The sequence below is a fragment of the Butyrivibrio sp. XPD2002 genome (genome assembly GCF_000423945.1).
Classification (GTDB): domain Bacteria; phylum Bacillota; class Clostridia; order Lachnospirales; family Lachnospiraceae; genus Butyrivibrio.
Map to the genome: position 1 here is coordinate 1 of NZ_AUIY01000036.1, position 25,177 is coordinate 25,177.

Sequence of the window (25,177 nt, forward strand, 5' to 3'; positions counted from 1 at the left end):
AAGCAGTGTGCAGATACAATCCGTTTGAAACTGATCAAGATTGCCGTTAAGGTAGTCAGATCAGGTAGATATATTTATTTCAAGCTGTGTAGCAGCTGCCCTTACATATCTGAGTTCTATGAAACACTTACAAATATAAGCAGCTTAAATCCACAGTTGGAATAGCAACTATTGATGTACCTTGATAACTTAAAAGTCTGTATTTCTGATTCATAGGGACAGTCTACCCATTTTTAAGACTGATTCCCGCTTATTCTAGGCATCCATTTCAAAAAATCGGATTATGAGTCTGATTTCAGAGGTTTAAGTTGTCATGAATAATTCAGGTTTAATTCTATTGTTGAAAGCTTTCTGATAGCGTTTATCCGGTCCATGTTTCCTTTACATTATCAACTTCTTTTCATGCAAGCCATCATTCGGCACTGGCTAGAGCTCCTTTATTCATTTTTTTTCAATACGGACATCGATGTTCATGTACTTTAAGGATTTTTATCCTTTTTTGTTTTTGGCGGTCATATGATGCTTTTTCGAGGAAAACTTATTTTGGGTTTTTGTTTTTCATGCTGATATCAGATATTTTGGATTTATATTTTCATCATGTTTAAAGAATGTTATGTGATGAGGTTTTACATTGTTTGATGGTATTGATCTGTTTTGTAAATTTGCTCACTTACGTAGTCTAAGGGTACCATTCCGAGCAGCTTCGCAGGTCTGCCCGAGCTCCCAGACCACATGCTGCTGACTGCCTCCGAGGCAGTCTGAAAGATGCAGCAAGAAATGAATGATTAAGTCCCCTCCTCGAACGGGTTCCCAAGGGAACCCCCTCTTATTTTGTGCGGATTTTTCAGGCCAGTTTTCCCTTTCATGTATAAATGCACTTTCATCGTTCCTCGCTCATCGTGCTTGCTGATGTGCATCGTAACAGAGGCATATCTGTCTTCAAGGGCTGCCCTACGGCGTCTCGTTCCTTGTCCCTTGAATCCATCTATGCCTCTGTTCCTGAAGATGCACGCAAACCCGAGAGATGAGCGAGGAACTCAGAAAGCACATTTATAAACACATGAAAGGAAAAAACAGGCATGAAAAATATCGCACAAAATAAGGAGCGCTCCCCTCCAGAATAAGTTCCGAATCTTGAAAGCACATTATAAGGCTCTCGTCAGCCTAGAAACCAAATAAAATTCAATTCAGTTTAATGGAGGACTTTAAAACATGATTACTAAAAATATGATTATTGAGGAACTTGAAAACAGAGGTTTTGTTGTAGATACCAAGATTGTAGTCAAGAACGGAATCGAGAAGAATGCAATCATAGTCAAGAGGGAAGAGGATGACAGAGTTGAGCCTACAGTATATGCAGAGGATATTATCCGCTCATCTTATGAGAACGATATGAGCCTTGAAGAGGTTATTGACGGAATAGTTGAAATAGTAAGCAGAGAGTTCACTTTTGATATTAACAAACTTATGGACTCCGATTATTTCATGGAGCATGGTAGAGTTGGCATACAGAAAGAGGGAACAGAAGCCTTGGTAAAGCGCCCCACACAGTTTGAGGGAATAGAGGAATATCTTTACATGACAGATGAATACAACGGAGAGAGCATTTCTATCAAGGTAACACCGAAAATGCTTGAAATGTGGGATATTTCAGAGGACGAAGCCTTTAACATGGCAGAGGACAATACAAGCAAGGAAACGACTATTAAATCAATGGCAGAGGTAATCAGCAATATGATGGGAATGGAATTAGCTGATGATATGAACCCCTTGGAGCAGATGTATGTAATCTCAAATAAGAGCAACATAAAGGGAGCAAGCGCAATCCTTGATACCAAGGCAATAGGAGAACTTGCAGAGAGGTTGAACGTTCATGAATTTGTTCTTCTTCCTAGCAGTATCCATGAATGTATATTAGTTCCCAAGCTTGAGGGCATGACCATGAACGATTTTGAAAATATGGTAAAAGAAGTCAATGCAACAACTGTAAGTGCCGAGGATAAGCTGATTGACAGAGCATATCTTATGACAGCCTAAAATATAGATTTTTTAGAAGTGGGGAAGAGCCGAAAGGCTTTTCCCTACGGAAAGGAAGAGCACAGTGAAGAATGAGGATATAATTTTTTCAAACCGGATAGAGTTGATGAAAAAGGGAGTCATAGGAAAGACCGGAAAACTTATTCCGGTAGAGGATGAACAGGGAAACAAAAAATTCATAGAAGAACCAGAGCAGATCCACACTTATGCAGAGTGGAAAAGGAGAGGTTTTACTGTAAGGCATGGAGAAAAAGCCGTTTCTCAGTTTCCAATATGGAAAAGGAGCAACAAGGCAAACGAAGAAAGGAGTGATGCAAGCGGCAACATGTTTATGAAAACGGCTTTTTTCTTTAAGCAGTCCCAGGTAGAACCTACCGAGGAAATTGCAGCAGTCGGATAATGGAACAAAAAAGCAGTCAGAGCAGGGAATTATCACAGAAAACCTTTTGGTCACTGGCTGCTTTTTCCGCTGGGGGAGCCGAACCTGCCCTTTCCCCCAGACCCCCTTCCCCAAAAAGAGATTTGAACGGTGGACGTGAAAATTTAGCCGTTCAAATCTCTTTTATACGGGCGGCGCGGGAAACGGGATAATTAAGAGCGCCGCCCGAATTTATTGGACACCCCCCGACACCCCAGGCCTTAAAAAGAATGATGGCCTGCGCCCGGTTTCCAAACCTTCCCCAGCAGCGCCTGTAAGGCTTGAAAAAATACGGAACATGATTGTTTCAGAACGTAAATTTAGACCTTTCTGATCATGATGAGCAGAAGTTCACCAAATATTCTCTCCTTGACACTATACACCCAATGAGTGTATATTTTTTAAGCAAATTGAGTGGATTTATTGGAGGGAACAAGATTGTACGGATATTTATACGAACATCTAAGTAAAGAGGAAATCCTTAAGCTTCATGGAAAGCACAAGGATCTGCAGATAAATGACGCCATGTATAACTTCTTTGGAGAAGAGGGGTGTTGTCTTGCGGATCTATGCGGGGACGATATGGAGGAAGCGGAGGTTCTCATTCATGGCATTATCAGAGGTCTTGATCATGAAGATGATGGAACTGAGGACTACTTTATATATTCAGGCGGCATGAAGAATCTTGAAATCAGAAAGTATTTTTCCGGTAAAGCTGTTAAAGCTATCCGAGCAAAAACTGATCTTTCGCAGGCAAACTTTGCCAAAAAGGTTGGCCTGAAGCCCAGAACATATCAAAATTATGAAGAAGGTCAGAGAATTCCTTCAAGGCTCATTGTGAATGCTATGAAATCAGCAGCATTTAATAGATGTTATTGCGTATACAGTCACAGAAGGATGACGCTTAACCTGAATGAGCTTTCAGAACTAACGCAGCAATATCTTGAGATTTCCATGAAGGGACTGTTTCATTTTTATTGGCATGTACCCCATACACGTAGAGTGCAGTACGGTGACAATGGAATCCGGATGTATTGGGTAGAAGCTGATGACAGGCTCTTGGAACGTTTGGATAATCTCTTTAAGACTATTGATTATTTTCCTGAAGATCTTGCAGCATGTATACTTTGTGCCAAAGAAAATGATTGTGATGAAATCATATTTAAGGATCTAGAAAATGCAATGCATGGAGATCAGCTTTCAGATAAACAAGAATATATCGAGCTTCATAAGCGCATTGTCGAATTGACGAAAGATCTTAAAAAGCAGAAGAACAAACTCCGCAAGGAGACATATCAGATGATTCATGATTATCTGGCTGATGAAGCGTCCGGAGATCCATATAAGCTTTTGAAATGGACGGAAGGGCTGAAGGAAGAGGAGATAGAAGAGCGCCGAATCAAGGATAAAGTGAAAGCCTCAGCTAAAAAAGTGAAAAGAACTAAGGCAGAAAAAAATAACATCAGCAGAATTAAGTAATTATCTGTTCACTTCTGATCATAATGATCAGAAGTTGAAAATGTGGTTAACAATAGCCTAAACCGCCAGCTTCCACTTCCCATTAGTCCTGGGATCATAGTAGAGGCGAACAACTCTTTTCATATTCATAGCAATTATCATACATTCAAATACAAAGGTGGATTCTCCGACAACGAAGATTCCATCTTTTGTTGTGTGGGAACTCTTAATGTCTGCTTGTCTGTAGCCCTTGATGTTGTAGGTCTCATATTCCCCATCTTCATTTTTAAACCGCAGACGCATTGGAATAATGCTGCCATCAGCTTTGTGCTCACATATTACGTCTACTTCTTCAATGATCTTACTCATAAAACTCCTAAACCGCATAATCGAACTTGTGTTCTTGTAATTATATAATACACCCTTCATCCGTTTGTATCAATTGGGCAGATTCTACGATTTTTCTTTTTCCCTAAATTACGCTATTCTACTACTTGAAAAACATTCAAGGAGGACCAAAGATATGGAAAATGAGCATTTTGATGAATTTATTCTTAAGATACTCATCGATAACACCGGTATACCCAGTAAGGACGGTCACCTCAGCTTTCCTTCCTGTATTACCATGAGGTTTGATTATAAAACCATCCTTCTTATAACGTCTGAGTTTTGAGCGGCTGATACCAGTTCTGCGTTCCAACTCAGCAAGGTTGACCTTGTCTATGCTGTAAGAATCCCCCATTTCCTGTTTCATCTTATCCACTGCTTGTGTTAAGATTTCTTGTAAGTCATTACTGATGCTTTTTCTATACATTTTCCTCCTATCTGATGCGTTGGCTAACATCAGTTTAGGACAAAAGATAAGTTCAGTAATGACTTTTTGGTTATTTTCTTGCGATGAATTATGGCTGTTTTAATCCGATGATAAATGGTCAAATTTCTCCGATGATATTTGGCGATTATCACCCGATGCTAACAGCTTTCTCAGAATGCACTAGTTTAAATAATGTAACTATGTCAGATGCATTGTTAAAAACAACAGATTTAAGAGCTGCATTTAATAATACTCCATGGATATTATCTAAAATTGGTCCTATAAAGGGATCAATTGGCAATGCTATGTTCGATTTAGATGCTGATGGAAATATGATTATTTCAGGGCAAGGTGAATTTACATACGAGGAAGATGATATAAATGATTATGCTAAAGTGGTAAAATCCCTAACATTTAAAGGTGATTTTTCAAAAATTGATCTTACCACATTGTCATTTATAAATTCTAACGTGGTAAGTATATGTAATGAATCCCATGCGACTATAAAGCTACCCCGTACTTACGGATTAGAAGAGTATTCATGGTGCGATGAAGAAGATATAACAGAGCCCATAACTTATCTGGAAGAAGGACATACTGCAAAAAAAATTTATGAGAAGCTCCAAGAGCATTTTACTATTTTGTTTGATGGAAATGGCGCTACTAGTGGAAACATGGATCCTATAAAAGGGAATGTTGGTACCAGCATTAATTTGCCAACAAATCAGTTTAAGAAAGATGGTTATACATTTGCATATTGGCAGGTAATCAGTAATGGTCAATATGATGATCTCACCTGTAATGATGGAGCGTCAGTCTATGTTGGCAGACTAGATAATAATAGATTCACTTTAAAAGCTGTCTGGATAAAGCTTGCAACTGTAAGTTTTAATTCGAATGGTGGATCTGGTAGCATGTCAGATTTGAAGCTAGGTGAGGGAGAGTCCATAAAACTTCCAGAAAACGGTTTTCGTGCTCCTTACGGAAAGGAGTTTGATGCATGGAAGATCAATGGAACAATCTACAAAGTAGGTGATGCTGTGACAATTAATTCATCTACTGTAGCTTATGCAGTATGGGTAGATAAACCTTCTACTGGGTATAGTGTGTTTTTCTATGCAAATGGAGGATCTGGATCCATGGCAAGTATAAAAGTTATTGGAGGTGAAACTGTCACCTTACCAGATAACAGATTTTCAGCACCTGAAGGTATGGAGTTTGACTCATGGGATATTGAGGGTACTAACTATGAACCCGGCAAGGTTTTGACTATCGATAAGCCCACATATGTTTATGCTGTATGGAGAGAATTGCCTAAACCAGAAGTAAGCGTATCCTTCTATGCAAATGGTGGATCAGGGACGATGATCTCAGCAAAGGTTCGAAAGGGCAATGACTATATTCTTCCAATGAATAGCTTTGCAGCACCTAAAGGAAAAGAATTTGACCATTGGGATATCAATTCATTTGATTATTATCCTGGCGATAAGATTTCAGTTACTGGAAAAACAAATGTGTATGCTGTATGGAAGGATATTCCGGGTTATATACCTGAACCAGAAAAGCCTAATGAAGATAAGGGCGCTGAAAGCAAAAAAGAAGAAACAGCAAAACAAGAGAGTACTTCCGCTAAGGTTAATGAGGAAAAACTCGAAAACACTGGTGGACTTTCTACAAATGAAGAAATAGACCTTTCATCTGGTATAAAAGTAAAAGCTTCGTCTGATGCTTCTACAGTTAGCATTAAATCAATAAAGAATAAAAAGAGTATCAGTATTCCTGCTAAGGTTACCGCAAAAGAAAAAGAGTATCCTGTAACGGAACTTGGTAAAAAAGCTATAACAGGTAAGAAGGTTAAGAAAATTACTATAGATGCAACTAACCTAAAGAAGGTTGATAAGAATGCATTTAAGGGAGCCAAGAACCTTCAGAAAGTTACAATCAAGGGAGTGAAGAAGGGAACAAAGATTGCTAAACAGATTGAAAAGGCTGCCAAGAAAGCAAATAAGAACGTAAAGATTGTTTACAAATAAGATTAAGGTAAAGTGTAGAAATAGTATTGAGGATTTATTATGAAAAATAGGTTCATAACGATATTTTTAGTAGCAATGATAGTATTATCTGGATGCGGGACAAAGAATGCCCCTACAAAAGTACAGAGTGAAGACACCACAAATGAGTCTTCCAAAGAATCAGTTAAGAATAAAGACAGTGAAAATGAGACTTCTGAAATAAAAACTGATGTCGAAGACATTTTAGACTGTATTTCAAGTGGAAACTCAAAAGTAAACTCCGGAATAAATGCTATATCATATGGAACTGGAACAACTTATGATGAGATATATGATGAAATGTGTAAGGGCGTGGAATTATTCGAAGAAGCAAAAACAGACTATAACGCAGCCATAGATTTATGTGAAGATGCTTCTGAATATGCCACACTAAAGAAGAGATTACAAAAAGTTATAGATAGTATTCCACCTAAGCCAACATCTGCAACGGATAAAGCGCTTGATGATTTTTCTCCAAAATATTCTGAATTTATCACAGCTTTAGCAAATTTAGAGACAGAAACAGAAGAATTTACAAAAGCGACAGGCTACATTATCAGTCACGCATTAAAATAACATTCATCCTTGATTGAAAAACTTAACGCGACCTTTTTGATGGTATATCACAAAATATCGTCAAAAAGGTCTCTTTTTATGTCTATAGCAAAAATGAGAATGCCCAATATGGTCTTGCTCTTAAAGATGACTCTGAAAGCTGCCATGCAATTTTATTGTGTGTTACGAGTTCTGATAAAACTATAGTAGAGCTTTCTGAAATTCATAAGCATCTGGAAGCTATCTCTAGAACTTGCAATGATAAAAGCTCATCAGAAGAATAGGGCATGTAAAAAAGCTGCCGCTGGGTATTCAGCGACAGCTCTTTTCATAAGCCTATTTCTAGCAAAAAATCACTGATTTTTTCTTCTGACCATTTTCTCTTTTTTAGAGCAATACGCACTTTATCTGAGATGCTTTCTTTAAAAAGCCAAAAAAGATTGTCATCTATTTCTTGGATATTTTCGAATCTTGATTGCAGCGCCAGTCTGAGGATTCTTACCTGTTCTTGCAGCTCTCTTTGAGGTCTCAAATGTTCCGAAACCAACGATCTGAACTTTGCCCTTCTTCTTAAGCTCCTTTGATACTTTGTCTGTGAAAGCCTTAACTGCCTTCTCTGATGCAGCCTTTGTAAGGCCTGTTGCTTTTGCGATAGCCTCAACTAATTCTGTCTTGTTCATTCTCCCTTCATTAAGAAAAATAGGTATTTGCGGGCGTTGTTGCCCTTATGTAAAAATCTTATCGCATTTTTGTATATTTGTTAAGCGTTTATGGAGAAAAGTGAGAAAAACACATCTGTTCCGGGGCTGTTCCGGGCGGCTACTTTTTTGGATTTAGGATTTCTGCATGCTATAATGACTCTGCATCTTGAGACTATGACTAATACTAATGGGGAGAGACTATAAATGGTAAAAGAAATCGAAGGTACTACAACACACTTCACTATAGACGATATTAAGCCTGGTGAAGAAATTGATTTGGGGATAGTAAAGGATATCAGGGAACAGCTTAAAGAAGGACGTAAGGCGGTGGCAGTATTTAGTGATAAGGAATACCTTTTTACTGCTTTTTCAGATGGTGACCACATAGAATTATTTGATTACCAAAAGGACCGGGTTGAGGGCACGCACTATTATATATCCTCATATTATGAGCCTAATCAATCCGACATGGGGATATGTATTTACCCGGTAGGTGGTTACCACATCATTTCTGACTTTGAAAGACGGGTCATGTACCGGCTTCTAAAAGAAGTTAAGGACAGTGAATGCATAATACCGGAAGGCATAGATTCATGTGCATCAGGTCTGGAAAGTCAAATTAGAGATTTTGAAAGAGAATCTGAGAGACTTCTACGAGAAAAGGAAAAACAGGAGCTGGCTGAAAAAGCCGCTACTGAAGAAAAGCGAAGAAGAGATAATACCTTTAAGGGTAAGATTTTAAATATGCTTGGCAGGTGAGTGGCAAAGGAAAGGGCTGCATTTTTGTGCAGCCCCTTTTATTGCAAGTATGTTACTTCTTTCTTTTCATTGATATAAGGAGCCTGGCAAGGAGTATCACCGGTAATGCAATAACGGATATTAGGACAGTAGCGCCGGTAGCGATGCGCGAACATTATTTATTTTACGGGAGTGTTTTTGTGTCCAGTTATTCTTGGCTGGTATTGATAGGCTTGCTGAATGATTAGTAGACAAATTATTCAGCGAATCCTATAATGATATTAATAAACCATGCATGCGGAGGTAGTATCATGCCAGTTATTAAGCCTATATCAGATCTTAGAAATTACACGGAAGTCACCCGGGATGTCAGTTATGGCAATAGGGTTTATCTGACCAAAAATGGTCATGGTGATATTACAATGATAGATATGCAAGAGCTTGATGATATTGAGAAAGAGCTTGCTCTGTACAAGTTTAAATATGAAATGGCTATCGCGGAACAGTCAATTAAGACTGAGGGGACTGTTTCTGAAGACGAACTGGCTAAGGAGCTGGGGGTAAAACTTTGAAAAAGATAGAGTACTCAAAAGTTGTTCAAAGAAAGCTCAAAGCCCTAAAGGAAGAACTTACAGAGAAGTATGGTGGAGAAACATCAGTTGATACTATGACGAAGATTATGCGAGATATCCATCATCTTTCAGATAATGACCGGATTGGGATTCAGATTTCACAAATGTATGATGTGGATACTGACTACTGGTATCTCTTTACTTCCCACAATTATTTTATTTACAGAACAGAAAAGACATCTGTCGTTATAGTAAATATGTTTAATGAGAAAGAAGACTTTATGCTAAAGCTTTTTGGCATATCAGGAAGAACCCAGGAATCTATCGACTATTGGGGCGAGTAGGAGTATCCCGTTTTTTTTAATATATGCAACTGCATAGGTAAAGGAACGGACTGCATTTTTGTGCAGTCCTCTTTTATTGTAAGTATGTTATTTCTTACGTTTCGTTGATATAAGGAGTCCGGCAAGGAGTGTTACCGGTACTGCAATAACGGATATTAGGGCAGTAGCGCCGGTAGCGATGCTTTACCTAAGGGATGCGGTTTCTTATGAGGGACATAGTTAAGTAGTCCTTGTGGCATGAGCTTCACTAAGGATAAAACAAGACTATCAAATTAAAAGATACTCACAGCAAAGGTGGAATAATTGGCGTAAAGCATGTAAAATCGACATCTATTGGCAGATTCCGTGTAAAAAAATCGGAATCTATTGGCAAAAACCATGTAAAACCGCCATGTATTGGCCAAATTTTTGTACAGAAAGGGATAGAAATGGAAGATAAAAAATCATTATCACAGAATTGTGGAATCAGATGCCGCCAAATAAGGATGTCAAAAGGTATAAGTCAGCAGGAGTTGGCTGATAAAATGCATGTTACGGCCGCGGCTATTTCAAAATGGGAAAAAGAGGGTATTTCTAATATTGATGTGATTTCTGAGCTATCAAATATTCTTGGACAGGATATTACTGCAGATCAGATTGATCAGGAAGGTTCTATTGGAGAAATTGGCAAAGAAATTTTAACTCTTTTGGTCAAATGTAATGGCTATCAAGACTATTCTGATTTATGTAGTAATATGTATGGGATTCTCCGCGAAAGGTGCAAGGTTTTTGAAACAATAGTAATGATTTCCTTGCATCTATTATCTCACGGATTGCCCGCAAAGTCAGTAAATATCAGTGGTTATTAATTGTTGAGCACGCACTAAATTATTAAAGGCTGCCACTAGTGTGACAGCCTTTCTGAGTATATCTATTAGGCAAAGAAATGCTATTGATTAAAATTTCTTATATGCATATGTTGTTTTGCCAGAAACACCCGACTTAGCAATAAGCTTTTTATATTTCTTTAACTTATTCTTATACCTTACTAGTACTTTCATGTCTTTGTTCGTGCCAGAAAATGAATTTTTGTAAGTAGTCCTTAGACGGCGGGATCTGATCTTTATTGTTTTCAGATTTTTGCATCCTTGGAACGCAGCTTTTCCGATGACTTCGACATTTTCTCCGATGGTTATTTCTGTTAACTTTGTATTTCCCTTAAATGCCTTAGGAGATACACCTGTTACTTTATATGTGATTCCATCTATTGTCATCTCATCTCCGGTGTGGAATTTCTTGTCCTTCTTAGAGAAGCCTGTCAAATAGATTTCCTTATCACCTACAACCTTATAATTCCTGTTTGCAACATTAAAGGTTTCGCCTATCTGTTTCTGGCGGGGGCCCTGAACGGTAGTATTTTTAGTGTCTCCGAAATTTCGACTTCCAGAACCTGGAGTCTGGTCTTTATCAGCACTACCATCGCCTACAGGTGTGTCATCATGTGATTCATTGTCACTGTTGTCTGCTTCTGTAGTCTCTTCCCCTTCCGTAGGATTGATCATCTGAGGATGCAAATCTATAACATATTTATTCTCATCAAAACAGTTATATGAGAATCTGTATATATCATCGCTGCCTTGAAGGTGATATTCAAATCTGGTCTGTGTCATATATGGTCCACGTGATATACCGGAATTAGGAAGTTCTCCTTCATAATTAGAATATACATAGGTCATTTCTCCATTTTGTACTTTATATGGAGTCGGTCCATAATCATCTAATAACTTAAAGTGGAACCACATCTTATGATCATCGTATTTATAATTGCGGTTTTCTATGCTCATACCATCGTATTTGAACTTATTGCCCCAAGAAACAGAGTCAAGGTCAAGATAAATATATGAGTAGCAAACAGCTTCAGTAATAACAAATCCTGCGGTATCATTCAGATCAAAAACAAGATCGAACCCGTCTGACGTAAGATTCTCAACTCTGGGATTGGAAATTGTAGGAGAAATAAGTTTCTGATAATGAGCGACATAAAGTCTCATCGTACCATTATAAGGACCTACATTGGGCTCTTTGCTTCTGTTAAGAGGACCTGCAAATGTAGCCCAATCTCTTATGTTACCATTTTTTCCGGTAACATAGACTTTTCCAGAAGAATCTATCTTTGTTACTATCATGGTGTGTGGATATTTATCGTTATCTGCACGCTGCCAGAATACTGCATCGCCTACGGATATCTTTCCAGCATTTGCGCCATTAGCGTATACATAATTACCAGTGCATTCAAGCTGATAAGACGTAAAACTGTCAAATGCTATGAGTTCCCTGTAAAGGGTTCCAACATAAGTACTACCACTAATAGGTAAGCCACCACCCTGTTTCATGCACTTAGTGACAAACTCAGCACACTGTACACTGTCAGGCAGAGAATTGTAGTTACTATATGCATACTGCATGGCTGCTTCAGCATTATACTCTACATTGTTTGGAACATATGGTTCAGCGGAGAACCCACCTGCAGAGACAGGTATTGCTGGCCCAAATAGGCATATGATTAACGATAGTGAAACAAAATAAGAAAAAATTCGTGACAATTTAGTCCCCATAAAAACTCCTCCCTAGAAACTATTTCTTACAACATTTGAGATTATAAGTCCCGATTATTAAAGAATCAAATGTTCATTACATTTAGAATTTTCTAATAATTGATAAAACTACAGAAATAATATCTCTATGATGCGCAGTTATTTACACATCTTAGATTTTCACTAAATTTTCTCACTATTTTGTAATGACTATGTCATCGTTGATTTCACTATATTGAGAAAGTTTTTCTTCATCCTGGTACTTTTTCCAATTTGTATGGTTGATATTTACTGACTTTAAAAGCAATGCTAAGGCTGTAGCTCCGAATTTATCGGAGAACACCTTCTCCTGTGTGAAAGAAGAATACTTCTTGAACAACACGTTCATGAAACGCTGCTTTTCCTTGGTCAGGTTTTGAACAGTGACATAACGTGCGCGTGTGAGGTTTTGGAGAGCTTTGTAGCGATAGTCATCCAGATACACCTCTTTGTTGATTCTTCCAAAACGCAGGCAGTCCGCAATGATAAAGGAGTCCACGTAATCGTTCTTAAGGTTATTATGAATGCCCGGATCTTAGTGAATGGGATGAAATTACGGATATTATTTTAGAAGAAATAAAAGTTCATAATTCAGAAAAAAACGTTTGAGGATGATTTCTGATATCAAAGACATGAAAAAGGTATAGTGACTGAAAAGGATTTGTACAAAATAATGGACATCACTTTTGGTATTGTAATAGTATCAGAAAGCAATGTATTTTCTTGGAATTACAGGAAGGAGAACATGCATATATGTATGGAGCAATTTTAGGAGATATGATAGGCGCCCCTTATGAATTTGACCGTGGCGATAAAACTAAGGATTTTGAGCTATTTGATAAAAGAAAATGGATAAGATACACAGATGATTCAGCCATGACACTTGCTGTAGCTAAAGCCATTATGTGTGCCGGGGAATATGCTGAAGAACTGGCGATGAAAAGTGCGCTCATATCCTGCATGCAGGATATAGGTAGCCGGTATGCTCAGGGTGAGTATGGCGGAAAATTTGCGATATGGTTAAGAACAGAAAATCCACAGCCATATGGCAGCTGGGGAAATGGCGCAGCTATGAGGGTTTCTTCAGTTGGATGGTTCTTTGACTCAGAAGAACGTACTCGTGAGGTTGCAAGATGGACTGCAGAAATATCACATAATCATCCTGAGGGAATTAAAGGTGCAGAATCCGTTGCTACTGCGATATATATGTTACGGAATGGGATGAGTAAAGAGGAAGTTAAGAGCTTTATAAATAAGGAATTTGGCTATGATTTTTCCCGGACCTGTGATGAGATAAGACCGGCTTATCATCATGTTGAAAGCTGCCAGGAAACAGTTCCGGAGGCATTGACAGCATTTTTTGAAGGAACTGATTTTGAAGACTGTATCAGGAATGCCGTTTCACTCGGTGGGGACTGCGATACACTGACATGCATTACAGGGAGTCTTGCAGAAGCATATTATGGGGTTCCGGAAGCATTTAAGAAAGAATGCGAAGCTCGCTTACCGGATGAGTTTCTGGATATAGTGAATCAAATCTATTGCAGGCTGGGACGCTCAAATATATGAGAGAGCAGGCACGATTAAGTCATAGGAGATTACCAGATGTGCTATGAAGATAAATGTATTGAAAGCCTTATTACGGCTGCAGATGCAGGGGATATAAGTGCTATGCAGGATTTTGTTGTGGAAACACTGAGTTCTGACGAATGGGATGATAATCCTGAAATAATTGAGAAAAGAAATGAATACTCTTGCCAGAGAAGGCAAACCGGAAGGTTTCATCTTTCTCGGGGATATTTTTTTACAGGGTATAAGCGTTGAAAAAGATGTAGATAAGGCAATCGATTATTACGAGCTGGCTGCGAATTGTGGTGAAACATTTGGCTATGAGGTCATAGCAGAAATGTATATCAAAGGTGAAGATGTTCCCCTAAATTATGAGAAAGCTTATGAACTGCTAGATAAATCTTCTGAGGTTAACCATGGTGAGTTACGTTCTGATTCAGGGTACTACTTCATGGGGGAGATGTATTTCTTTGGTCTTGGTGTAACAAAAGACTGGAATAAGGCAAAGAAGTATTATAAGAAGATCATCAGAAAATATAGTAATACAGGCAGTGACTATTACTGGAAGGCATGCGCAAGACTTGCAAGTATCTATGAATCAGTCAACGATCCGGATTATAAAGCATATGCAGAGAAATTGAAGAACGTTGTAGGGAAGTGTACCGAAGGGATGATAGATGAGCAAATTCTGGATTCACTGGGGAGATACGATCGGTAATGGGAAATAGAAAAACTAAAGAAAATCATTGATGCTTCAAATTATATATGAACGAAAATAATACTATCACATTTGCTAACTGAAATTTACTGTAAAATTTTCTACACTTTGAAATAATTTATTAAGTTTTACATGTATTAATTGAATAAATCCTTTACAAGCACAATCATATATAGTATATTATGTGCTGCTGCGCTTATTTTTATGATTTATTACATATAGCCCAACTTTATTATTGTAAACATTAATTAACCGCATGATTTATATATAGCGGTAAGGTCATTAAGCACTAAGAGGGAAAGGAAATGTTGAAGAAAAGTATTATTACGGCAGTAGGTGCGCTCTTTGCGGTTCTCACTATAGGAAATCCTATAAAGGCAGAGGCGATGGCAAATGGAAGAACATGGAGTACCTACATTACGCAGACTGGATATTTTTACGAGCAGTTAGACCCCAAATTAAAGAAGGCGTATCGTGCATACACAGAACTGATGGTTGAGCGCAGAGTGCGGTTCGTTACTTATTTTGACATTAATGCAAGGCTCGGCATAACTGATGATAGTGAAAAGGTGACAGAAGATGAGCAGCATGTCGTTGAAGCCGCATTGGGATATGACCATCCTGCAATAATAACAAGGATCAATGATTCTCATACACAGCTTGAACTCAATACTGATTGCATGAATGAAGTATTGAGCCAAGCAGCAGAAGTGGTGTCATCTTTTGGGGGGATGGAAAAGAATGAAAAGGTGAAGGGTTTTCATGATTATCTTGTCACTCATATTACATATAGTAAAACTGCCTCTCATGCATCAGATGCGTATGGAGCTCTGATTGGTGGAAAGTGCCTCTGCGTGGGATATGCTGATGCATTTAATCTTCTTTGCAATATGGCGGATATTGAGTGTGTTAAACAGGATGGCATGGCGCTTGAAAGGCATGTTTGGAATATTGTTCAGCTGCAAGATGGTGAATGGTATGAGGTTGATTGTACCTGGGATGACTGGGGGGATGACTCACCTGTTTTGTATGACTATTATCTAAAAAATAGAGCCTACATGAACGCACATAATCATGTGCATTATGAACGTGAGGAGACAGATCCTTATGGGTGTTATTACTGCATTACACCTCCGGTGGCAAATGGAACAAAGTATGAGTATAAACCGATATCCACACCAAATGATGCAATTGGCAATGATTCGGAAAATACTAATGGACAGACATCTTCGGCAGATTCGTCTAATAACGCTACTTATAATAATCAGCAGGCCGCAGATAACAATGCTGTGGCTCAAAATAGCAACGTACCCGACGATAAATCCGAAAAGAATATTGTAAGTGGCAAAGTATATGCTGCTGAATCCGGCGAGGATGTGACTGTAAGCGGTAGTGAAGCTTGCATTGTAAAAGGCAGTGGTAGCAGAATTCCTTCATATGTGACTGTAGATGGGCACAGCTATGAGGTTACTGAAATTGGTGATGAAGCTTACAGCGACAACAAGGATATCAAGAGCGTTACAATTCCAAAGAACGTGAAAAAAATCGGTCGCAAAGCGTTTGCTGACTGCACAAATCTCCGCAAGGTCAAGTTTGCGGGAAAGAAAGTAAAGAAGATCGGAAAGAAAGCTTTTTGGAACATAGATAAGAAAGCAACCGTAAAGATCCCCAAAAAGGTCTATGATAAGTATGTAAAGCTCATTAAAAAGAGCAAGCCCACTAAGGGAATGAAGTATAAGAAGAAATAAGGCAAAGAGCAGATTTTAAAATATTATAGAGGCCAGGCCGTGCTATGGAAATCCATGGCATTGTCTGGTCTCGCCAATTAATATGCCATACCATATAATTAGAAAGAGTAATATACAGGTAGGAGTAATATCGTGGCAAGAGAACTGACTGATGAAGAAAAGAAAGCATATGACCAAATGCTGGAAGGTGCAAAACAGCTAAACATCTTCGGAGAAGAAGAGGCGCTTGATGCAAAGGATTTTATCATTTATCCATCAGATTATAATGAAGCGGAGATATCGTTATGAACAAAAAAATACTAGTAATATCAGATTCACATGGATATCCGGGATTTGCAAAAAAAGCCATTGAAAAGGAATCTCCCTTTGATTTTCTTGTTCACTGCGGTGATATCCAGGATTCTATTTCCTCCATAACAGGAGATGATCCATCCTATGAAGTAAAGATAGTCCGCGGCAACTGTGACTTTGGAAACAGTCTTCCACTTAACGAGGAATTCAAGGCTGGCTTCATAAACGTATGGGTAACACATGGAAATGCCTACAATGTTAAATATGAGGAAAGCCTTAAGACCTTAAAAGAGGCTGCTAAATCAAGATGTGCTGATCTTGTCCTCTTTGGTCACAGCCACTTTGCAGAGATTGTGAAGGACAAAGAAAATAATATCACTCTTGTAAATCCGGGAAGCATCTGTTATCCCCAGGTTACAGGTGATAAGGCTACATATGCAGTTATTACTGTTACTGATGATTACGAGATAATACCGGAGATCAAGGAAATAGAAGAACCCTTATAACCCAAAGCACCGCCACCGGGATCCTGCCAATGCAATGTGCTAAAAACGGCACATTGTTTTTTTTATATTATTTCTGAAAATAATATGATCGGCTTTTAGGGAGTTTTTTTATGAACGAGTTAGAGAATACAAAGAATATCATTGAGAGAAAGTATTATTTTGTAATTTTCGATGCTATAACCAAGTATCTTCGGGAAAATCCTGAAGAATTCTGGTTTGATGGAGATTATTGTTATCAGTATTGGTATGAGCTTGGGTTATGTGATTACAAGATTGTTGAGCTATACTCTGTAATGGATCAGGGAACAAAAATGATGGAAATAGTAGTAGAGGCTAGTATCGAGGTTTTTGATATGTTCGATATTGGATTGAACCGCAATATAACTGAGAAATTACGTATAGGAGCTAACATTGATTTCTGGTATGAGAACTTTGAAGTTGTATATAAGGCAAATTTCAAATTCAGAAAAGGATAACCTGTTAGCTGAGTTAAAAGGCACGTATCGAAAGATGCGTGTCTTTTTTGGAGGAAAGGAAGTTAGAGCACATCTGAATGAAAAAGAGGGATATATAAAAATATTACAATTATAAATTATTGCAAATTCATCGTTTCAATATGATTGCGTTTAAAATGTGAAAAAACTGTGTCCTTGCTGAATCTAAGATGTAAACGAAATTATAAACATTTTATAAACTTTATTAAACCGTATAAAACAAGCGTTTGAGCGCCTTGACAAATTTGGGGGGGTGATAGAATGAAAAATGTCACGAGGAAACGGTTACGTAAAACCGTATATTCATTCTTATGAAGGAGGGTCTCTTATGAAGGGATTAAAACGTTTTGGCGCAATGGCAATGGCTGCTGCGCTCACAGTTACTTTGGTTGTACCTGTTAATGTAAATGCAGCGGTTTATAGTGGTTCAGAGGTATATGATATAGACCGCACAGGAACATCTACTATTGATGAAGACGACGAAGTATCGCACAAAATTACATCTGAAACATATAAAAACAGAATTACTGGTGCTTCATGGGCAACTACTACTAAAGATACAGATGCTCAGTGGAAAGCTCAGCATTACTTTAAAGAAATTAAGAAGGCTACTATAGGAACCGACGAATATGTTGATTGGCATTTCGAAGGAAATCCGGGAGAGAAAGTTGAGAGCGTTAAAATCAAGAGTGGAAAAGATGTAATTACTATAAAGAAATGCGGAAGCAGTGAAGAAGATGTTTATCCTGTCTATGATGAGAACACAAAGCAAGCTTTCTTTAGAAAATATGATGGTTCAAGAGATGTTGTAGGAACTTATGATTCATCGACTGATTTCTATAAAGCATACAAGTCACTTAAACGTACAAGATATGCTGTGGAATATCGCATTTTCGGCAAGAAACCTGGAACAGCAAAGTTACAATACAAATTAGGTGGCAAGAAGCGCAAGATTACAATTACTGTGTCTGACGACGCCAGAGCAATCCAGTCTGTTACTTATGCCGGAAAGAGACTTGATGAAACACGCGATAAGGACAGAAAGGGAAATAATGGTAATATTCTTGAGTCCCAGACAAATAATAAGGAAGGTATCAATTATGTTACCAAAAAGTCAGGAAAGATTAGTGTTAAGTTAGGAAAGGACTATAAGTTTGTAAAAGCTTTCTATGTAAAGGGCACTCCCTATGGCACTAAGAACATCAATACAGATGATTCCAGTAAATATTTTATTGATAAAACTACAGGAAGCAGGATTAGAAGAAATCCTACAACCGGAATAGATCTTAACGGTGATGGAGATACTCTGGATCAGATTTATGGCATTGAAGAGAGAGGATTTAACGCAAATACTGTTACATTTGTAAAGAATAACAAGAAGATCAAACTTGATAAGATCCCTAATCAGGAAAAGACAGATATTACTAAGACATCTGGTCCTGTTGGCGGAACTCAGTACACACAGGTTACAAAGAAAGAATCAAAAGACAACATGGCTACAACAACTTTGTATGTTGTATACAAGAACAAGGTTACAAAGACATATGGAATAAGAACATTCGATATTACTTACAGAACAAGCAAAAAGTAATTAGTAATAATGTAAGTCTTATGTCCGGCCTGCATCTATGATTATTTCCATCAATAAGAAAAAAGTTGGTTCGTGACAAAACCTTTTGTAGGCCTGATATAATATCAGCCCCTTGCCATTCGTGGCAAGGGGCTTTTCTTTTGTAATGATGTAATTGATAAAATTTGCGTTCCTTATTAAAAACAGGTTAATAGTTTCCAGTTAGAACATTACTTCTTGTTTATGAGATCCTTAAGAGCCTTACCAGCCTTAAACTTAGGCGAGATAGTAGCAGGAATCTTAATCTCGGCACCAGTCTGAGGATTCTTACCCTTTCTAGCTGCTCTCTTTGAAGTTTCAAAAGTACCAAAGCCTACAAGCTGTACCTTGTCCTTCTTCTTAAGCTGCTTTGAAACAACATCGATGAAAGCCTTAAGAGCCTTCTCAGTGTCCTTCTTGCTAAGGCCTGTCTCTTTTGCCATAGCATCAATGAGTTCTGTTTTGTTCATACCGTCATCCTCCTTCATAAGTATTGGATTTTGGGCACCAGCGCCCGGTTAGTAATGATTTTAGCGCAAAGGAGTGCATTTGTTAATATTTTATGGCAGATTTTTAGGCATATTTTCATGGCTTTTTATCCATTTTGACGCCTTGTAAAAAGGGTTTTCCCGCTTTAAAATCAAAATGAGTTTCCTGGGGGATGGAGATGTAGTTCTATATGGAAGGAGAAACCAAATGGACGTATCAAAAAAGGACTGGAACCTTTTCAGAGAGAACCTCCCCGAGTGGCAGGAAAGATATATGGAAAAGCTTGTTGAGGAATATAAGGCTATTCTTAACAGCGATCAGAACGCCTCAGATAAATACTGGGCTTTGGAAGGTTGCCTAAAGGCTGATAAGAGGAATCCCGGTGTTGTCATAACTGATATAAGCAGGTCAAACTTCTATGATCATCTGATCTCACTCATCAGGTACAAAGTGATCACTATGGAAGACCTTAAGGATTTCAGTGATGAAACAAAGGAAGTTCTAAAAAGAATAGTTGGTTAAGGAGAAAATGGAGCATGGCGGCAAATTGTTACTCAACAATTTTTGTAAATTACGGGGATGCTGACAGGGATATCCTTACAAGGCAGCTCAGGATGCTTAAGGAGAGATACCACTCATCTGTCGTACTCATGCTCGCATCAGATAAGGACAGTCAGTTTCTGGGTCAAAACGCAGAGCTTTTTGTCGATACAATAAATATTACAGATTCGGATGTGTCTGAAGCTGTGCTTGAATACTGTCAGAAAGGGCATATATCCGTTAAAGAAGCAACATATATGGGAGAGCTTTCTGATGGAGATACCAGACTTAAGGAAGCAGGTTTGGAAGTAAAGAACCCGGATGAGATGGCTGAGTCATACAAAAAGGCCATGGAAATGCTCCAGAAGATGGTTAATCCCATGTTAAAACGGTGAAACAGTCATGGAAAGCCTCAGAATAGCAGAATATCCTGTTACATATGGGATAATTGCGATAAACATATTGATTTTCATTCTTTTAAATACTGGAAAGCTGGATGTATCACGGCTTGGTTCGTCATACATAAATAGTCTTCAGGAAAAGCAGTATTACAGGATAGTGACGGCAGCATTTACACAGAAGGAATTCCTTCACCTTCTTTGTAATATGTATTCTCTGTACAATATAGGAAGGACACTTGAACATGTGTTAGAATCCTGGCTTTTTGCCGTATGCTATGCGGTGATTATGCTATGCGGAGGATTCATGTCAGCAAGGATACACAAAAAGATATCGCCATTTACGCTGTGCATAGGAGCATCAGGGGTAATCTGCGGTCTGCTGGGTATATATATGGTAATAGCATTTTCTGTAAGAGGTTTTTCTGGACTAAAATCAATGATACCTACAATGGTCTTACTTGCACTTATGACTACATCCAGGAAGATTGATTCTATTGGCCATTTTGCCGGATTACTTGTAGGAATCATTTGTGGTATTGTCATGGTAAGTGTATATAGTTTTGGATAGAAATTTGAGAAGAAGTTATGGTTTTTTCAACTGATGAACTACCACCACCGACTCTACGTCGGAAGTGGTTTTCTGCGGAGTTATCATAATAAAAATGCTTTGATTATTATTTTAGAAGTATTTATAATTGTTTTTTGAGATTTGGGTTTAGATGAGTGGGGATTCGTTATGTCTTTCTTTTTGAAAAATCTAATTAATTGCTAAGTCAGATATATCACCAAAATCCTACTTATATAGTAACTGTTGAGTTTTGAATTTTTTGTGGAGGAGTGTAATGAAAAAGGGATTCTTAATGTCTTTTGTTGTGGGAATGATTTTATTATTATGTCCCCTTAATACGCATGCAATGGGAGGATCAGAAAGAGATGTATCTACGAATTACAATATTGTTAAACAATTGATAGACAAGCAAGTTCATCCATCACTAACGCAAAGTCAAATAGATGAGTACTATGAACACTTCATGACAAAATCGGATTGGAGACCAGGACAGGTTTTCCCATATCCGAATGCTGGAAGTAATGTCGATACTATAAGTGATGGTAAATATACTTATAGCATTGGCTGGAAAAAAGGCTGCTATGCATATTCGAAATTTATTAATTGCGTAGTCCATGGTGGAACTGGCAAACAAAGCTCATCAGCTAAAAAGAATTCTGGAGGATGGAATACGCCAGAAGGAATAAAAGAATTGATTACCAAGAAAGCTCAGTTTGGAGAACATATAGTAATTAGCGATGTACACTCCGTAACCTTTCTTGCATGTGATGATAATGGTATTTATGGTCTTGAATTTTGGGAAAACAAAGGCTCACGAACACATTTAGTATATTATACATACGAGGGTTTCGCAGAGGGCGCAGGACAACATAGTGTATTTATTTGGGATGCTGAGACAGCTGAAAACATTTTAGGTTCGCTAGAAGTTTCAAATCCGAGAGTTGTAAATCTAAATTCAGACGGTTTTGATATAGCATTTGACTTAAAAAATGCTTCGGGGCGTACAGATTTGCAGTGCAATTGCTGCTTAGTAATATGGTGTGATAGTGATGTTTCATGGAAAGGTGATTTAACATTTGTATACAATGAAAGTTTTTCGTACGATGAAAACATTGCGTATGCTCATTTTGCTTTTGGGGATGACTTGACGCCAACATATATTACAATAGATGGTAGGTGGTATGGACGCTTTTTATGTTTACCAAGAACAGGTATAGAGCGCGGACCATATTTAGAATCTATAAGTTTAGGGTATAAAATACCTGGGAGAAATGATCAATATTGGGATGATTTCTATTTTTCATCCATGTTTATTGACATTAGATCTCAATTAAAGGATCCTAAGGAAGGTGAAGAGGTCACAGAATCTGACAATGGCGGAAATACGAATCCAGATGATACGCCTATTGGCGATGAAAATGCCAGCAAAGACCCTAGCAATGCGGGAAATAATCAGGCAAATGTACCTACAGTTAACACTTCACATGCAAAAAAGATTGGTGAGACATTTAATCTTGCATATAGGAATTATAAAGTAGTTGGTGATCGAGAAATATATCTGATAGGTGTATCCAAAAAGGATAAGAAAGTTCATGTCGGAGATGAAATGACAATTAACGGCATAACCTATCGGGTTACAGGTGTCGCTGCGAAAGCCTTTAAAGGCAATACCAAATTAACAGAAATTACGATAGGAGAGAACGTAGAGGTCATAGGCAAGGGGGCATTCCAGGGATGTAAGAATCTAAAAACAATAAAAATAAAGGCTCGAAATCTTCGTCTTGCTTACAAGAATTCTTTTGCCGGAACTAATAAGGAAATGAAAGTCTGGGTAAGGTTCAAAAATAGACTTAAGAAATATAAAAAGCTAATAGCAAAATCCGGGGTTTCAAAGAATACAAAGTATGCATTTAAGAAGTTTTGAGTTATGGTAAAGATATTTGCTGTAAACATGTAGAGTCCTTAGGAAGCAATTGCTTCCTAAGGGCTTTTTTGAAGATAACTTTCAACAACAGCTGTTTTTGTCACATTTGCTGATGGGAAATTTCTACTCCCTTAGGGTAAAATTGACCTACAGGACGAGGAATTACATCACCTTTCAAATATGGATAAATGAGGCCAGACGGTGCTGAGCGAATGCCCAGTATTGTCTGGTCTCGCCAATTAATGAGGCATGCCATATAATGATGGGAGAGAATATAAGGTAGGAGATCCAAATTGGCAAGAGAACTGACAGAAGCTGAAAAGACTGAATACAACACTATGGTAGAAACTGCAAAGCAGCTCAATATCTTCGGTGAGGAAGAGGAGCTGGATGCAAAGGATTTTGTAATTGATGCGATAGAAGAGGATCTATAACCCCAAAGCACCGCCACCGGGATCCTGCCACAGTGACGGTACCTTATAGGTTTCCTTTTGTATTCATTTTTGGTTTCCTCCTCTATGCTTATATAGTAGCAGGGAATGAAAGAAAATAAATTAACCAGTTTGGGAAAATAATAATTTATATTTTTCTATAAATGTGAGAAGGGATGTATGCCATGGATTCAGTATATATGGATAAAATTCAAGAATCACGCTCGAAAATGTTCTAAACTATGCGCATATAATGGTTTTTGAGGGAATGGTTTGGCGTGTATTTGGGGGAGAGTGTCAAGGGAAAACCCGTGGCTAATGAAAAAAATATGAAGCATAAGAGTTGCAGCTAATCAGTTATCCTGTGGTATCTACTTAATATCAGGGTGCGTATTTAAAATACGCGCTCTTTTTTTCTGTATTTTTGCGGCGGTCAGACAAAATTTGCCCATAGTCAGTCCCAAAAATGAAACAAATGCATCAGTTCTCTATATTTTTGCTTTTTTAAGGGTGTTTCGCGTTTGACATAGTGTGACTTTTGCCTTATTTTATGCGGCTTTCTGCCCTTTGGAAAAACCCAACCGAAAATGAAACATAGATTGTGGTATGCTTTTTTTAATGATTGAATATTTTAGGAGGTAATTTTGTATGTGTGATGGAGCAGAGAGATTTGAGGATGTGTTCAGGAAGGATGCACTTAGAGGAGGCCTCTGGGATGATAAGTTTATTGAGGATCTGTCAGCTTTGCCGTTTGTTAATGATGTTGAACGGACTGATACCGGTATCCGTTTAGAGTTTATCAAGGAAGCTTTTGAAGTTGATCCCAATAGATTCTGCAGAATGGGATCCGAGAACCAGTAAACATCTGTAATGCGAACGAGCCCTTATAATTCAAGGGCTCGTTTCATATATGCTATTGTATTGTTCGGGTAAAGGATTCATCACAGAAGAGAAAGGTGAGGTTATGAGCACCGAGTGCTGGGAAATACGCTACATCTAATCATAAGCTTTCATTACAAAATAAAGAAATTGTTATATATTACTGTTTAAAAGACCGAGAGCTATCACTGACAAAAGAACATATTATTAGTTGTGTTCTTCAGAATGTGGTATATCATGCTGAGACCAAATTTCCTTCGATTCATGACAAGACCGATGTGTATGATGCATCCGGTAACAGGTTAGCCCACATAGAAAGGAAGTTTTTTACTCTCCATGAGCGCCACTTTGTAACCATGACAGATGGGGCATCCTTTGAAATATCAAATGAGATTTTGCATATTATCAAAGATATTACGAATATCGTAGGTCTAGGCTGGCAGCTCAAAGGGAATATCCTGGGACTAAACTTTGAATTATATGATGAAAATGGAGAGATCATCGCTGTTATATCCCAGAAGATGCTTTCCATTCATGACAAATACTGCATTGATATTTATAAACCTGAACATGAAAAATCTGTTGTTGCCATTCTCATTACCCTTCAGCACATGATAAAGGACAGGGAAGCTACAGCAAGTACTTCATCATCAGCAGGTGCATCTAATTAAATCTTATGAGGTCGGATTTGCGAGTGATATCGGAGTCCG

Annotated in this window: 30 protein-coding genes; 24 read left to right on the forward strand and 6 right to left on the reverse strand. The window is 38.1% G+C overall.

What is annotated here, in order from left to right:
• The 4 genes from G587_RS23030 to G587_RS0115245 all read left to right on the forward strand — a co-directional run.
• Positions 1-165 (forward strand): transposase (locus tag G587_RS23030; RefSeq protein WP_035786962.1); only part of this gene is annotated, 165 nt, incomplete at its 5' end.
• A gap of 1,047 nt (positions 166-1,212) precedes the next feature.
• Positions 1,213-2,037 carry a DUF5688 family protein gene (locus G587_RS0115230; protein ID WP_026492967.1) on the forward strand — a complete coding sequence of 275 codons (825 nt, stop codon included), beginning with the start codon at positions 1,213-1,215 and terminating at the stop codon, positions 2,035-2,037.
• A gap of 64 nt (positions 2,038-2,101) precedes the next feature.
• On the forward strand, positions 2,102-2,437 hold the full coding sequence (locus G587_RS23035) for a hypothetical protein (RefSeq protein WP_035786964.1): 336 nt from the start codon (positions 2,102-2,104) through the stop codon (positions 2,435-2,437).
• Between the two features lie 456 nt (positions 2,438-2,893).
• Positions 2,894-3,934: a helix-turn-helix domain-containing protein gene (locus G587_RS0115245; RefSeq protein ID WP_026492969.1), complete on the forward strand. Its 1,041-nt coding sequence runs from the start codon at positions 2,894-2,896 to the stop codon at positions 3,932-3,934.
• Between the two features lie 57 nt (positions 3,935-3,991).
• Here G587_RS0115245 and G587_RS0115250 read toward each other — a convergent pair whose 3' ends face one another.
• Together G587_RS0115250 and G587_RS23040 are read right to left on the reverse strand one after the other, a co-directional pair.
• Positions 3,992-4,282, reverse strand: a complete 291-nt coding sequence (locus tag G587_RS0115250; RefSeq protein ID WP_026492970.1) for a hypothetical protein — start codon at positions 4,280-4,282, stop codon at positions 3,992-3,994.
• 136 nt (positions 4,283-4,418) lie between these two features.
• Entirely contained in the window at positions 4,419-4,676 is a 258-nt protein-coding gene (locus G587_RS23040; protein ID WP_207637479.1) for a hypothetical protein, read from the reverse strand.
• A 251-nt stretch (positions 4,677-4,927) separates the two neighbouring features.
• Here G587_RS23040 and G587_RS0115260 point away from each other — a divergent pair, with 251 nt between their 5' ends.
• Both G587_RS0115260 and G587_RS0115265 read left to right on the forward strand, forming a co-directional pair.
• Positions 4,928-6,760, forward strand: coding sequence for an InlB B-repeat-containing protein (locus G587_RS0115260; protein ID WP_026492971.1), 1,833 nt, complete (start codon positions 4,928-4,930; stop codon positions 6,758-6,760).
• A gap of 39 nt (positions 6,761-6,799) precedes the next feature.
• Positions 6,800-7,354 carry a hypothetical protein gene (locus G587_RS0115265; RefSeq protein ID WP_026492972.1) on the forward strand — a complete coding sequence of 185 codons (555 nt, stop codon included), beginning with the start codon at positions 6,800-6,802 and terminating at the stop codon, positions 7,352-7,354.
• A gap of 422 nt (positions 7,355-7,776) precedes the next feature.
• Here the strand turns inward: G587_RS0115265 and G587_RS0115270 are convergent, their stop codons facing one another.
• Positions 7,777-8,034: an HU family DNA-binding protein gene (locus G587_RS0115270; protein ID WP_256379322.1), complete on the reverse strand. Its 258-nt coding sequence runs from the start codon at positions 8,032-8,034 to the stop codon at positions 7,777-7,779.
• A 204-nt stretch (positions 8,035-8,238) separates the two neighbouring features.
• Between G587_RS0115270 and G587_RS0115275 the strand changes: the two genes are divergently transcribed.
• From G587_RS0115275 to G587_RS23045, 4 genes are all read left to right on the forward strand, one after another.
• A complete protein-coding gene (locus G587_RS0115275) occupies positions 8,239-8,793 on the forward strand; it encodes a hypothetical protein (RefSeq protein WP_026492974.1) in 555 nt (184 codons plus the stop codon).
• A 290-nt stretch (positions 8,794-9,083) separates the two neighbouring features.
• The gene (locus tag G587_RS0115280; protein WP_026492975.1) at positions 9,084-9,344 is read left to right on the forward strand and encodes a hypothetical protein; all 261 of its coding nucleotides are present in this window, start codon (positions 9,084-9,086) and stop codon (positions 9,342-9,344) included.
• Positions 9,341-9,688: a hypothetical protein gene (locus G587_RS0115285; RefSeq protein WP_026492976.1), complete on the forward strand. Its 348-nt coding sequence runs from the start codon at positions 9,341-9,343 to the stop codon at positions 9,686-9,688. Before G587_RS0115280 ends, G587_RS0115285 begins: the two co-directional genes overlap by 4 nt.
• Positions 9,689-10,116: 428 nt before the next feature.
• Positions 10,117-10,536 carry a helix-turn-helix domain-containing protein gene (locus G587_RS23045; RefSeq protein ID WP_035786966.1) on the forward strand — a complete coding sequence of 140 codons (420 nt, stop codon included), beginning with the start codon at positions 10,117-10,119 and terminating at the stop codon, positions 10,534-10,536.
• An 87-nt stretch (positions 10,537-10,623) separates the two neighbouring features.
• Here the strand turns inward: G587_RS23045 and G587_RS0115295 are convergent, their stop codons facing one another.
• Entirely contained in the window at positions 10,624-12,132 is a 1,509-nt protein-coding gene (locus G587_RS0115295) for a leucine-rich repeat protein (protein ID WP_026492977.1), read from the reverse strand.
• A 325-nt stretch (positions 12,133-12,457) separates the two neighbouring features.
• Positions 12,458-12,826, reverse strand: coding sequence for an IS110 family transposase (locus tag G587_RS0115300; protein WP_256379323.1), 369 nt, complete (start codon positions 12,824-12,826; stop codon positions 12,458-12,460).
• 227 nt (positions 12,827-13,053) lie between these two features.
• Between G587_RS0115300 and G587_RS23050 the strand changes: the two genes are divergently transcribed.
• From G587_RS23050 to G587_RS0115335, 7 genes are all read left to right on the forward strand, one after another.
• Positions 13,054-13,869 carry an ADP-ribosylglycohydrolase family protein gene (locus G587_RS23050; RefSeq protein WP_051201081.1) on the forward strand — a complete coding sequence of 272 codons (816 nt, stop codon included), beginning with the start codon at positions 13,054-13,056 and terminating at the stop codon, positions 13,867-13,869.
• Between the two features lie 163 nt (positions 13,870-14,032).
• Positions 14,033-14,587 carry a tetratricopeptide repeat protein gene (locus tag G587_RS0115310; RefSeq protein ID WP_196812591.1) on the forward strand — a complete coding sequence of 185 codons (555 nt, stop codon included), beginning with the start codon at positions 14,033-14,035 and terminating at the stop codon, positions 14,585-14,587.
• A gap of 305 nt (positions 14,588-14,892) precedes the next feature.
• Positions 14,893-16,335, forward strand: coding sequence for a leucine-rich repeat protein (locus G587_RS0115315; RefSeq protein ID WP_026492980.1), 1,443 nt, complete (start codon positions 14,893-14,895; stop codon positions 16,333-16,335).
• Between the two features lie 132 nt (positions 16,336-16,467).
• Complete coding sequence (locus G587_RS25580; RefSeq protein WP_155829588.1) at positions 16,468-16,623, forward strand: hypothetical protein; 156 nt, start codon at positions 16,468-16,470, stop codon at positions 16,621-16,623.
• Positions 16,620-17,132, forward strand: a complete 513-nt coding sequence (locus G587_RS23055) for a YfcE family phosphodiesterase (RefSeq protein WP_051201082.1) — start codon at positions 16,620-16,622, stop codon at positions 17,130-17,132. Before G587_RS25580 ends, G587_RS23055 begins: the two co-directional genes overlap by 4 nt.
• A 110-nt stretch (positions 17,133-17,242) precedes the next feature.
• Entirely contained in the window at positions 17,243-17,608 is a 366-nt protein-coding gene (locus G587_RS0115330) for a hypothetical protein (RefSeq protein WP_026492981.1), read from the forward strand.
• A gap of 346 nt (positions 17,609-17,954) precedes the next feature.
• Complete coding sequence (locus G587_RS0115335; RefSeq protein WP_026492982.1) at positions 17,955-19,217, forward strand: hypothetical protein; 1,263 nt, start codon at positions 17,955-17,957, stop codon at positions 19,215-19,217.
• 209 nt (positions 19,218-19,426) lie between these two features.
• Here the strand turns inward: G587_RS0115335 and G587_RS0115340 are convergent, their stop codons facing one another.
• A complete protein-coding gene (locus tag G587_RS0115340; protein ID WP_026492983.1) occupies positions 19,427-19,705 on the reverse strand; it encodes an HU family DNA-binding protein in 279 nt (92 codons plus the stop codon).
• A 226-nt stretch (positions 19,706-19,931) separates the two neighbouring features.
• Between G587_RS0115340 and G587_RS0115345 the strand changes: the two genes are divergently transcribed.
• The 7 genes from G587_RS0115345 (at position 19,932) to G587_RS0115375 (ending at position 25,138) form a co-directional block, all read left to right on the forward strand.
• Positions 19,932-20,246: a hypothetical protein gene (locus tag G587_RS0115345; protein ID WP_026492984.1), complete on the forward strand. Its 315-nt coding sequence runs from the start codon at positions 19,932-19,934 to the stop codon at positions 20,244-20,246.
• A gap of 14 nt (positions 20,247-20,260) precedes the next feature.
• Positions 20,261-20,659, forward strand: a complete 399-nt coding sequence (locus tag G587_RS0115350) for a hypothetical protein (protein ID WP_026492985.1) — start codon at positions 20,261-20,263, stop codon at positions 20,657-20,659.
• Positions 20,660-20,666: 7 nt separating this feature from the next.
• Positions 20,667-21,233, forward strand: coding sequence for a rhomboid family intramembrane serine protease (locus G587_RS0115355; RefSeq protein ID WP_026492986.1), 567 nt, complete (start codon positions 20,667-20,669; stop codon positions 21,231-21,233).
• A 274-nt stretch (positions 21,234-21,507) separates the two neighbouring features.
• Positions 21,508-23,157: a leucine-rich repeat protein gene (locus tag G587_RS0115360; RefSeq protein WP_026492987.1), complete on the forward strand. Its 1,650-nt coding sequence runs from the start codon at positions 21,508-21,510 to the stop codon at positions 23,155-23,157.
• A gap of 293 nt (positions 23,158-23,450) precedes the next feature.
• Positions 23,451-23,591: a hypothetical protein gene (locus G587_RS25585; protein WP_155829590.1), complete on the forward strand. Its 141-nt coding sequence runs from the start codon at positions 23,451-23,453 to the stop codon at positions 23,589-23,591.
• A gap of 645 nt (positions 23,592-24,236) precedes the next feature.
• Complete coding sequence (locus tag G587_RS0115370; protein WP_026492988.1) at positions 24,237-24,449, forward strand: hypothetical protein; 213 nt, start codon at positions 24,237-24,239, stop codon at positions 24,447-24,449.
• A gap of 245 nt (positions 24,450-24,694) precedes the next feature.
• Positions 24,695-25,138 (forward strand): LURP-one-related family protein, encoded by a 444-nt coding sequence (locus tag G587_RS0115375; RefSeq protein ID WP_026492989.1) that lies wholly within the window; start codon positions 24,695-24,697, stop codon positions 25,136-25,138.
• Positions 25,139-25,177: the final 39 nt, after the last annotated feature.